The sequence below is a fragment of the Marivirga tractuosa DSM 4126 genome (assembly GCF_000183425.1).
GTDB classification, from domain to species: Bacteria; Bacteroidota; Bacteroidia; order Cytophagales; family Cyclobacteriaceae; genus Marivirga; species Marivirga tractuosa.
In genome coordinates this window covers 4024381-4036049 of sequence record NC_014759.1, presented here as the reverse complement: position 1 = coordinate 4036049, position 11669 = coordinate 4024381, and the positions used below count along the sequence as shown (strand labels likewise).

The following is an 11669-nucleotide window of genomic DNA, read 5'->3' as shown; positions in this document are numbered from 1 at the left end:
ATCATTCTCTCTTCAATGAATCCACAGGATTAGTAAAAGCAACCTTTAAGGATTGAATGCTGATGGTGAAAAATGCAATAGCCAGGACCACAAAACCTGAAAGCGCAAATATCCACCAGCTTACATCAATTCTGTAAGCGAAATCTTGTAACCAGCTTTCCATGGCATACCATGCAATTGGAACAGCAATCAAAATGGAAATCAAGATGAGTTTTAAGAAATCTTTCGAAAGTAAACCCACTATGTTGGTTACATTTGCTCCCAACACCTTGCGAATACCAATTTCTTTGGTACGTTGCTGAATGATGAATGAGGCCAGGCCAAATAATCCTAGACAGGCGATGAAAATGGTGACTCCTCCACCAATAGCAAATACATTGCTTACTCTCCTATCTTCTTTATAAAATGCTGCCCATTGCTCATCGAGAAAATGGTATTCCATGGAAGAGAAAGTATCGAACATCTTATGTACTTTATCCGCATGCGCAAGGACTTCCTCTGTATGTTCAGAATTAAATTTTAATGAAAAGTAATCGATACTTTGAAATGGATTGGATCTAAATCCCAAAATCATTGGCCCCACTTCGTTGTGCAAAGATTGAAAGTTGAAATCTTTCACCACGCCTGCTATTTGTAATTGCTGACGGGTTCCATCATCACTTAGCTCCAAATATTTACCAATGGGATCTTCCAGTCCTAAGGTTTGAACAGCTGTTTCGTTAATAATGATATGCAATGAATCAACCGATTTATTTCCTGTGAAATTTGCTCCTGCAGTCAATTCCATTTTGTATAAATCAATCATATCTTCATCAAATCCGATATAATTCATTTTCATAGAATCCGCACTTCCAAAGTTCTTGGTATAGATTTCTTGTATGGATTTCCACTCACCCGGTACCCTTGAGGAAACGGCAACCCCTTCCACATAAGGAGAATTAGCATACTCGGCTTTAATGGTTTCAAAACGTTGTCTTACTTCGCCATTATTGATATCAACAATCAGCATTTGTTCATTCTCAAAACCTAAGGGAACATCTTGGATATATTGCAACTGTCGATAAGCTACCAATGTGGCAATGATCATCACTATGGATAATGTAAACTGAGTGCTGACCAATACTTTTCGAAGCGCAACGCTTCCCTTGCCGGTTTGCATGGCTCCTTTTAAGATGTAGGTAGTTTTTAGGCGTGACATCAGAATAGCAGGATAGCTTCCTGATAGAAGGCCAACCACCACAGTAACACCTAATATGAGTAAGAAAATAGTGCCGACAGTGTCTAGATTAAAAACGAAATTTTTGTCGGTGAAAGAATTGAAAATAGGTAATAGCAGATCTACTAGAAAAAAGGACAGAATGAAAGCGATAAATGCCATTAAGGTTGACTCGGAAAGGAATTGTGTGACCAACTGGTGTTGGAAAGCACCGGAAACTTTTCGAATGCCAACTTCTTTGCCTCTATCCAGGGCTTTGGCTGTTGCCAGATTCATATAATTAATGCAAGCAATTAGGAGCATAAAAATCCCGATTGCCATGAAAATATAGACGTAAGTGATTTCTCCTTTATTGGTATCAACACCATATTCAATTGAGGCCGAATTAAAATGAATATCAGGAAGCGCTTGTAAATAGAAATCATGTTCCTCCGGTTTTTCAAAATGACTGGCTACGAAACCCTCCATTTTTTGGTGAATACTTTCCGGCTGTGCATTTTCATTCAGCAGCAGATAGGTATATGCACCGTATCGGTCCCAACTGGTGGATATTTGCTTATAAAACTCCATGCCAGTGGGGATCCCCACCAATATTTTATATTGAATATGCGAGTTTTGCGGTAAGTCTTTAATGACACCAGTCACCAAAAAATCCGTTTCTCCGCCAGACTGCAAAGTTTTACCCAATGCATCAGTAGTGCCAAACAACTTCATAGCCCATTCCTCATTTATAACTACCGCAAAAGGTTTCTCGAGAGCCGTAGCGGGATCTCCGGCTATCCATTCTAAATTAAACAGTTCAAAGAAATTCGGCTCTGCAAAGTAGTAATCGCGCTCTTCGTAGGCTTCCTCATTGTGTTGAAACACTATTTGACCTCCAAACTTATATAATTGCGTATAATCCTCAATTTCCTCGTAATCATCACTCAAGGCTTTACCAGTTGGCCCTGGCACCATACCGAATTCTCGTTCTCCTTCAGGACTCGTATTAATCTCAATCAGTCTGTAAAGTCTGTCCTTTTGATCGTACATACTGTCATAAGAAAACTCATCAATCACCAGCATGAATAGCATACTGCTGCAAGTAATACCCAGCGTCAGTCCCACAATATTGATGACAGAATAGGTCTTATTCTTCCACAAGTTTCGAAAGGCGATTTTTATATAGTTTTTTAGCATGAGTTCAAATATTTTGTTTATTCATTCTTCAATGACTCCACAGGATTGATTTTTAAGGCTTTGTAAACCTGACTACCAATAGTCATTGCTACTACAGCCAACACCATTAGAAAGCCAATGGCTATTGTCCCGATTCCAAAATCTATTTTGTAAGCATTCATTTTTAGCCAACTGACATTCACAAAGTAGGCTAGCGGACCCGCTATCAAATAGGAAATTCCTATGAGGATAATAAAGCTCTTGCTTACCGTCATGGTGATGTTCCAGGCTTCTGCTCCGAGGGTTTTTCTGATCCCGATTTCCTTGGTTTTGTTTTGTATATGGAAAATGACCATCCCCAAAAGTCCAAGGCAAGCCAATGAAACCACGATAATCGTTACATATCCTAGAATAGCAAGTAAAGCTGCATAGTAGCCATAACTTAATTTCATATCATCTTCAAAATAGCTGTAGTTAAACGGCCTGTTGGTATGCTTTTTCCATGCAGCTTCTAATTGCGAAAGGGTTTCTTTGGCCTGCTCAGCATTGATGGTCAAAATCATAGTTTGCACTTCAGTTGGTTTGTACCTTAATGCCATAGGTCCGATTTCTTCATCCATTCTTTCATAATGGAAATCTTTCAAGACGCCAATGACCTCCACCTGCTTATCTTCAATTGTTAAAAGCTGTCCAATGGCCTCTTCCGGACTCTCCCAGCCGATGCGTTCCACAGCTCTTTCGTTAATTAAAATGTAGCGCTCTTCATTTGGCATATTTTCAGGATAATTCCTTCCGGCTACTAATTCAATTTCCATGGAATTTACATAGTGATTATCTACTCCCATATAGCTCATGAATAAGGGATCCTCTTCATTAGGTAAATCTACTTGAAAGCCATTATTGGTGCCCAATGCCGGCATGTGCGTAGTGGCCGAAATGGCTTGTACGTTGGATATGGAATTAAATTCATTTTTGATGGTTTCATAAGGCATACCATCTAATTTCACATTCAGAATATTTTCCTTTTTAAAACCGTGATCCGCTGTCAACACCATATTCATCTGCTGATAAATGGTAATAATGGTCACTACAAAGAAAATGGAAAAGGCAAACTGCATGACTACCAAAATTTTTCGGATACTGAAGCGGGCAATGCCCATTTTCTTACCCAGGTTTTCTAGGTTAATGGATTTCTTAAGCGCTGTCAGTGCATTAGTGGAAGAGAAAAAGACTGCCGGAACTATGCCTGCTATAATGCCGGTTAAAGCCGCAAATCCTACATAAAATAGATAGAGATAATTGGTTTTATCAAAGCGAATTGGCGCTCCCAGCGAAGTAAACATAGAATTAAGCGATGGATGGAGATACTCTACTAAAAGAGCGGCTATGGCAAAAGCAAAGAGGGAAATGATAATGGCCTCCATTAGGAATTGCGCCATGATATGCTTTTTACCAGCTCCAATCACTTTCCTCACCCCTATTTCCTTGGCTCGGTTCATGGCCCTGGCTGTGGTTAAATTGGCATAGTTAAAACAAGCCGAAAGCATAACGACCAGCGCTAATCCCAAAAGGACATAAATAAAAATGGCAGGTAAACCAAAGCCCATGGTATTGCTTAGCAGTGGACCCATGGTAATTTCTGAAAGCGGTTGCATTTTAAAGTGAAAGCTATAATCACCTTCTGCATCATAATTATCGATAGAAGCTTTGTTCAGAATTGGTGCTAAATCACCTTCCTGAAAATTTTCTGTGGTTTTGATGTAGATATAATTATCATAAACATTATTCCAGTCTGTTAAAGGGGCTAATAATTTCCCTTCCTTTTCTAGCAAAGGCAGCCCGTTAGCGGAAGCCATCATATCAAAATCAAAATGCGTTTTACCCGGGAATTCCGCTAGTACGCCTGTCACTACATATTCCCCTACTTCTTCTACTTCTATGGTTTGCCCGATGGGATCAGCTTCGCCAAATAATTTAACCGCCATTTCATTACTTAAAACCACGGCATTGGGAAGCGAAAGGACCTCACTTGCACTTCCTGATTTCATCGGGAAATTAAAAATGCTAAAGACTTCATTACTACCAAACAGTCCTTGAAATGGAATTTCAGCTTGTTGCCATTTGGCAGTACCTTCAAAATTGTTTTTCACCAACGCTAATTCTTCTACTCCCTGCTGTACTCTTAAATTAGCCGCCAAAGGAAAAGGGGCGGTTGCCGTACTCCAGATGCCGTCATTTTGCTTTTCACGGTCTGTAATGACTCGATAGATTTTGTCAGAATCGCTATGAAAATCATCATAAGAATATTGATCGGCTACGATGATGATCAAGAGCAAACAAACCGTCATGCTCACTGCCAATCCGAAGATATTGATAAATGAGATGGTTTTATTTCGAAGAATGTTCCGAACAGCAACTAGTATATAATTTTTCAGCATGGCCGTAATTTTAAATTTTGAAGTACTTTTTTCTACTATTTAACTATCCTGTTAACCAATTACTTAACTGCTTACCCCCGGTCGGTGACACACCGACCGGAAGCACTCAAGGTGACTAATTATCTTGATGGTCGGTGTGCCACCGACCATGGAATCAGATTTCTTCATTGCTGACTAAATCACTTTAATCCACCCTAACAACACCCCTAAAGTCCCCTCAATGCTATTAAGTTAAGCTTTGAAGCCTCATCTTTTGATATAAACCTGAAAAATAACCTTGGTTATTTTCTTTGTGTTCTCTTGTCTCTTTTGTGGTGGAAATTTCCTACCGGTGGTATTTACTCACAAACATTTTTTTTTAACCACAAAAGATTCAAAAGAAAACAAAAGTTTTTTCGCTTAAGCGAAAAACTAGTTAAGGGTATTTCCTTAACCTAATTACATTGAAGTACCAGCTGGCTGGAAAGTCTACGAGAAATTGAACCCTTATCACACATGAAATTGCTCTCTGATATTTTCTGTAACCACTTGGCCATCGAATAAATTGATGACTCTGTGCGCATAATTGGAATCATGTGGGGAGTGCGTTACCATCACGATGGTGGTGCCTTCATTATTCAATTGCTCCAATAATTTCATTACTTCCTCGCCATTGGCTGAATCCAAGTTACCGGTCGGCTCATCGGCAAGGATTACATCTGGCTTGGCTACAATGGCTCTGGAAATGGCCACCCTTTGCTGCTGTCCACCGGACAATTGCTGCGGAAAGTGATTTCGCCTGTGCATAATGTTCATGCGGGTCAGCACTTCTTCTACTTTGGTTTTTCTTTCCGAAGAAGGCACTTTCATATAAAGCAATGGCAACTCTACATTTTCAAATACCGTCAGCTCGTCAATCAGGTTAAAGCTTTGAAAAACGAATCCGATAGAGCCTTTTCTCAGTTGTGCTCGTTGGCGTTCTGAATATTTAGCCACTTCATGATCTACAAAATGGTATTCACCCGAGTTAGGATTATCCAACAAGCCCAAAATATTGAGCAAAGTAGATTTCCCACAACCCGAGGGTCCCATTATAGCGACAAATTCGCCCTTTTTGATTTCAATATTGATATTATTCAAAGCCGTAGTCTCCACCTCCTCAGTAGTATAAAGCTTCGTTAAATCAACCGTTTTAATTACATGATCCATATTTTTTTAAGTTTACAAGTTATCAGGTTGGCAAGTTATCATGTTGGCAGGTTTGCAGGTTTTCATGTTTGCAAGTTGCCGTGTTCTGAAGTTGCCATGTCTTTTATCTAATTTAGTTATATAATCTATTTTCTAATTTCAATTTGTTTTTCACTAGTCCTGCCAAAAATAACACCCCTATGATCCCCTCAAGGGGATAGTCTCTTCGATTAAAATAAGCATAAAACAGCAATCTTTATCCCCATTTTCTTACTCTTTGGAATTAAAACATGACAAAGTGCAATTATAAGCAGTTATCCAAATCGTTGCGGGCTCCCCCCTTGAGGGGGGTTGGGGGGTGTTTAGTTAACCTAAACCTCAACCCCTATTCCCCTTTATTTCAACCTTATTTCAATTTAATTTCTATTTATCTCAATCACATTTCCATCTTGCAACTTCCAACTTCAAGCTATCTCCAGTCTGACCTTCGGTACTGACCTAAATGCTATCACTGAACTTCGAGCTTCCTACTTCCTACTCCAAACTCAGCTTCTCATTATCCCCATAATTCTCATAACCAGAAACAATCACCTGATCACCGGCTGCTAAGCCTTCCAGTACTTCATAATAATCTATATTTTTTCTACCCAATCTGATTGGCTGCTTTACGGCTTCATCTTTATTGGCAGGGTTTATCACATAAGCCCAGTTGCCGCCCGTATCTTTATAAAAACCTCCTACCGGCAATAATAAAGTCTCTTCTGTGGCGCCTAATTCTAGTTTGATTCTTACGGTCTGCCCTCTTCTGATGCCTTCCGGACTTTCACCTTCAAAGACCATATCTACTTCAAATCTACCATTACTGATAGTCGGGTAAATTTTATTGATGACGAGATTATACTCTCCTCCGGAAAAGGTAAAGCTTCCTTTTTGTCCGACATCTACTCTTGGTAAGTACAGCTCATCTATGCCAACCCTGATTTTGTAATTGTTCATCACATCAATTTGCCCTAAGCGCTGACCGGAAACTACGGATTGACCCACTTCCAATTGTGGAGTAGCCAATTGTCCGTCTCTGGAAGCTTTCAAAGTCAGGTTATTTAAAATCTTGCCGACTGCATCCAAACTTCTCTGCATTCTAGCTTCAGAATTGCTCAACTGTCGCAATTGAAAAACACGAGCAACGGAATCATTCTTATAGCTCCTGTAGGTCAACTGTTTGCGCTTCACATTATATTCATAATTCTCTCTTACCTCCTCAAATTCTCTTTCGGAAATCAGTTTTTGCTCAAACAGACTTTTGAAGCGGATATATTGTGGCTTTAATAAATTCAATTGGTAATCAATTTCGGCTAACTGTGCTTGCTGACTTAAATCATTTTGGTCGAGCAATAAGCGGGTTTGTCTAAGATTATTGATTTGCTCATAAAGTTGCGTTTCCCTTTGCATCACCTCCAACTGCAAATTGGAATTGGTTAAGGTTAGAATGGTATCGCCTTTTTCCACTATGGCTCCAGACTCCCGCACAATTTCGGCTATAATACCGCCTTCAATGGCATCCAAATAGAAAGTTTCTCCAGGCTCCACATTGCCGGTAACCGGAATAAAATCTTTGAATTCGCCCATTTTCACCGTGCCAATGCTGAGTCTATCTTTATTTACATTGAGTGTAGAGCGATTATCTGCAAAAAGTAATTGGTAAACAATCAGGCTTAAAATGAGAATTCCCAAACCTATTAATAGCAACCTTTTGCCCGTCCACTTTTTTTGTACTATTTTCTTATCCATTGAAATTTATAATAATGCAAATTCACTTTTACCAACTCTGTGCCAAGTATAGTAAAAGTGGCTTCATTAGCATTTAGAGGGATAATTCACTATTGCTATGCGTTCATAAAAGCACGCAAACGTCCGATAGCGGACGGCTTGAATTATTAATATAAGATAGGGGAAATTGAGGATACTGGTGAGGTTGATTGAAGTGGTAAGAAGCTTCTAACCACCATGCGGAGCATGGCGAGAACGATGTTTGGGGGTGGTGAGGATTAGTCCAAATTGAAAAACTATTATGCGGAGCTTGGCGGGAATGGGATCTTTTATTTTCATTTACCGTTTTACCTACTTCTTATTTTTTGGGTGAGTTATGAAGAATCACCGGGATATAACGAGTTTTAAAATTTTCACCTGACGATGTATGCTTATGGATGGTATAAAAAGTGCCTATTTTTTTCTTCTTGCAATTCTCATAAAGAAAATGATACTCATTTTTAGTCATAGTATACTCTCTATAACTTTCCATAATTGATTTAGCATCTGGACAATATATGTATAGTAATATACCACCATTAGGATCCTCTCCACTTGTATATCTCTCTACTAATTGTAAAAAACCTCCCCAAACATGTCTATTATTAACTCCTTGGACGAGTTTAGCTTCACCAATCCATTTATATTGATTATTTAATGAACTGATAGTTAAATCTGTGTTTCCACCCTTTACAAACTTGGCCTCAGCAGAATAAAACATTGCATTTAGAGCCACTTGCAAATAGCTAGAAACACGATCTTCACCATTTACATCTGGTTGAAGATACTCTGCTTTTTTTTGGACTTCATTTATACACCAATCTAAATCATTATAAAGAGCTGAAACAAAATCATCATAATTTTCAACAGTCATTCGTTCATGCTGGAGCCTTAATCTATAGTCGGTGGAGGCGAGTGAATTAAATTCCTTCAGTGTAATTGAGCTCATAACCTTAACTTCTGACATTTACTTTATAAAACATAAAGATCCGTTTGCTATAAATATCCTCTGGCAATAATTCACCTGTATACGGATGCGTTAAAAATCCAGTTTCTTCCGCTGCTTTTACATCTGAATTTGAAAGTGGATAATATGTGTCTTCATTTTCAAAAAATTCATAATTTAAACTCAACAATGGGGGATGCAATAAGCAAAGTTTTTGTAAACTTAAAAGTATGTCTACATCCGATATATCTTTTGAAACTAACTTTTTAACATCACCGATCCCAATTTCTTTTACATGGAGATAACTAAATACATAATCAACAACTTTGTACATAATATCCCTATGCAGACTTTCTGGAAGCTTGCTTAGATCTAAAATTATGTCCCTCTTAATTAAAGCCATTAGTCTGATAACGCATTAGAGATTTTATTTTTTAGATAACTGAAATCTTTAACTCCAGTGCAATTTGTGATAATTATTTCATTTATCTCTTTTTTTACTGAATGAACTAATTTAGATGATCCTGGTACTAATAGTTCTAATTCCATTTCACTTTCATTTTCCCATACAATACCGATACGATAAATATCTAATTCATTTAGAACAGCTTTACTGCCTGCCTTATGGTATGCCTCTTCTCTAATATCATGATTAGCTCTTCTTTTTTTAATTTTAATATTTGAACCCTCTTTAGTAGAAAAACACAACTCTACAACTCTCCCAGTATTGTCACAATTAAACTTCTTTATTACCGAGTGAATATTGAATTTGTTTCGTTCAAATACTCCGGTCTCTAAAGATCCCCCTAATAAACGTTTGAAAGCCCCAAAAAAATTTGAAAAATGACTTTCAACCTGTCTGTCACTTGTACCTTTAAAATAATCTATTCGAATTTCAATACTATTATTCACTTTATCAAAATACACCACATCTACAAATTGCATGGGATATTTTCTCACACCATAAAATTGAGTGTAATCATCTTTTAATCGATCACTTATTATTAGTTCTATATCAATATCCACTCTCTCCATGAATTCAACGACTCTAGTAAAAATAAGAATCATTTTTTTATCATCTTCTCTTTTATCAACTAAGTGTATTTTGTTAACATCATCCTGTAAAAACTCATTTCTCTTCAGCAAGTATGGGAATGATTCTCTAAACTTATTTTCCTCAATTGACAATTGAGAGGCTAAGTTGTAAAGCCCCATAAACTTACTAGAAGAAAAACTAAAAAATTGAATGTATTTAGATCCATATTCAATATTATCACGATATATATCGTGAATTTCTCCAAAAATCAAATCGTTATCTTTCTCGTTTGTTGAGTATAATTGTAGTAATTTATCAACGTATGAATTTCTACCACCTTTGATTTTATGTTTCGAAAACTTCTTAGCAATGTCAAATTTCTTATTCAGATTTGAATAAACAGTATAAGGTACTCTTTTCTCAAAGCTTGTTAGTAAGTGTTTTAATTCTTTAATATCCATTCTAATGTATATTACTTAGTATATATTTTGTTCTTGATCTATGTAGTACCACTTTTTCTTAGTGGTAGTACCTAAAGGCTAATGCTCTTTGTCAATGACCTCAATAATCCTTAGTTGATGACTTCAGTCATTTTTTATTCAGTTTTTCAAAAATACTAGTTAAAATTTCATTGTTAGCAACTTCATTTTTGGATTTTTCTAATTCTACGGTAGACTCACCTTTTCCCAATTTAAAGTTTCTCTCAGTCTTAATTAATTCTTGTAACATTAATTGGATAATTTGATCATTACTTGTATTTAAGGCAGCTTTTAATGAGATAATTTTAAAATCGATGTTTGTCTTTTCATTATTAAAGTATTTTATATCTGAGAGAGTAGCTTTGTATAGTTTTAAAAAGAAAAAGGCAAAAATCTCAACAAACACTATTATTGACAATCTTGGTATGTAATGTGAAATAACTTTGGTAGTATTTTCAAAATCAAGTTCATTATAAAAAACCTCATATCCCAAAGCTACAATTGCACAGATAGTTACTACAGTACCAATTACCAAATTTATATTTGCACTTTTACGTAGTCTTATTAACTCGCCACCGATTCTATATCCTAAGTCTTCAAACTCATCAATAATATCTTTACGCTTTGCCTCAGCTATTGCCTTTTCACTGTAAAAAGAATCAATTTTAGTCCTAATAAAACCTTCAGTTAGAGTGCTATCAATAGCTTTATTTATTGTTTTGCTTATATTTTCCGAATCAGTGGTTTCACCGCTCTTCTTTCTAAGTTTTAAAAGTTCAAATTTTAAATCTTGAATTTCAGAACGCAAATTCTGATTTGATATATCAGAATTTGAATATTTGCTAAACGACCCATTTTGAAGATAACGATATAATATAAACCCTACGCCAAATGCTAAACTAACGGCTCCAATGATTATAAAAATGAAAGAAAACTGTCTATCAAAGTACTCATAAGCAACTTCTCTGGTAAGTATGAAAACTAAACCAATTACAGACAAAGTAATCCCGTAAAGAGCGAATTTTCTATTTTTAAGATATTCATATTCGGCTCTCCTCATCAAGAATTCATTTCTTTCAGACTCATTCATTCTTTGTTCTTCTATGTACTCAAAATACTTTTCGTTCATATTCTTTAATTTACGCTAACAATTAAAGCGGGCACTTTCATAATACACCTGGCACAATATTTAACACTAGATCAGGCATGCTGTTCTCATTAACCAACTTGACCTGAATCTATCTGAAAAAAAGGAAAGATTAAGTATTTACAGGTTTTGGTTGCCGATGAACTTAATGGATAAATATAGCCGATTAATTATAAAATACATCCTAAAAATATAGGAGTTAATCGAAAAATAAATGAGGTTTTAGATTAGAATTAAAATAATATAAATTTGATGATTTATGCTACCACCATGCAG

General features: G+C 36.6%; 8 protein-coding genes. All 8 read right to left on the bottom strand.

Annotated features, from left to right (window positions below):
- Position 1: 1 nt before the first annotated feature.
- Positions 2-2395 (bottom strand): ABC transporter permease, encoded by a 2394-nt coding sequence (locus FTRAC_RS17115; RefSeq protein WP_013455542.1) that lies wholly within the window; start codon positions 2393-2395, stop codon positions 2-4.
- A gap of 17 nt (positions 2396-2412) precedes the next feature.
- On the bottom strand, positions 2413-4812 hold the full coding sequence (locus tag FTRAC_RS17110; RefSeq protein ID WP_013455541.1) for an ABC transporter permease: 2400 nt from the start codon (positions 4810-4812) through the stop codon (positions 2413-2415).
- A gap of 489 nt (positions 4813-5301) precedes the next feature.
- Positions 5302-6000 carry an ABC transporter ATP-binding protein gene (locus tag FTRAC_RS17105; RefSeq protein WP_013455540.1) on the bottom strand — a complete coding sequence of 233 codons (699 nt, stop codon included), beginning with the start codon at positions 5998-6000 and terminating at the stop codon, positions 5302-5304.
- Between the two features lie 513 nt (positions 6001-6513).
- Positions 6514-7767 (bottom strand): efflux RND transporter periplasmic adaptor subunit, encoded by a 1254-nt coding sequence (locus FTRAC_RS17100; RefSeq protein ID WP_013455539.1) that lies wholly within the window; start codon positions 7765-7767, stop codon positions 6514-6516.
- Positions 7768-8104: 337 nt separating this feature from the next.
- The gene (locus FTRAC_RS17095; protein ID WP_148230107.1) at positions 8105-8734 is read right to left on the bottom strand and encodes a hypothetical protein; all 630 of its coding nucleotides are present in this window, start codon (positions 8732-8734) and stop codon (positions 8105-8107) included.
- Positions 8735-8738: 4 nt separating this feature from the next.
- Positions 8739-9134 carry a hypothetical protein gene (locus FTRAC_RS17090; RefSeq protein WP_013455537.1) on the bottom strand — a complete coding sequence of 132 codons (396 nt, stop codon included), beginning with the start codon at positions 9132-9134 and terminating at the stop codon, positions 8739-8741.
- The gene (locus tag FTRAC_RS17085) at positions 9134-10228 is read right to left on the bottom strand and encodes a hypothetical protein (protein WP_013455536.1); all 1095 of its coding nucleotides are present in this window, start codon (positions 10226-10228) and stop codon (positions 9134-9136) included. The genes FTRAC_RS17090 and FTRAC_RS17085 overlap by 1 nt, the downstream gene beginning before the upstream one ends.
- 127 nt (positions 10229-10355) lie before the next feature.
- Positions 10356-11375 carry a hypothetical protein gene (locus FTRAC_RS17080; protein WP_013455535.1) on the bottom strand — a complete coding sequence of 340 codons (1020 nt, stop codon included), beginning with the start codon at positions 11373-11375 and terminating at the stop codon, positions 10356-10358.
- Between the last annotated feature and the right edge of the window lie 294 nt (positions 11376-11669).

Coding starts and splice junctions, on each gene's coding strand:
- FTRAC_RS17105 (WP_013455540.1), bottom strand. CDS start 6,000: ATGGATCATGTAATTAAAACGGTTGATTTAACGAAGCTTTATACTACT.
- FTRAC_RS17115 (WP_013455542.1), bottom strand. CDS start 2,395: ATGCTAAAAAACTATATAAAAATCGCCTTTCGAAACTTGTGGAAGAAT.
- FTRAC_RS17095 (WP_148230107.1), bottom strand. CDS start 8,734: ATGAGCTCAATTACACTGAAGGAATTTAATTCACTCGCCTCCACCGAC.
- FTRAC_RS17110 (WP_013455541.1), bottom strand. CDS start 4,812: ATGCTGAAAAATTATATACTAGTTGCTGTTCGGAACATTCTTCGAAAT.
- FTRAC_RS17080 (WP_013455535.1), bottom strand. CDS start 11,375: ATGAACGAAAAGTATTTTGAGTACATAGAAGAACAAAGAATGAATGAG.
- FTRAC_RS17090 (WP_013455537.1), bottom strand. CDS start 9,134: ATGGCTTTAATTAAGAGGGACATAATTTTAGATCTAAGCAAGCTTCCA.
- FTRAC_RS17100 (WP_013455539.1), bottom strand. CDS start 7,767: ATGGATAAGAAAATAGTACAAAAAAAGTGGACGGGCAAAAGGTTGCTA.
- FTRAC_RS17085 (WP_013455536.1), bottom strand. CDS start 10,228: ATGGATATTAAAGAATTAAAACACTTACTAACAAGCTTTGAGAAAAGA.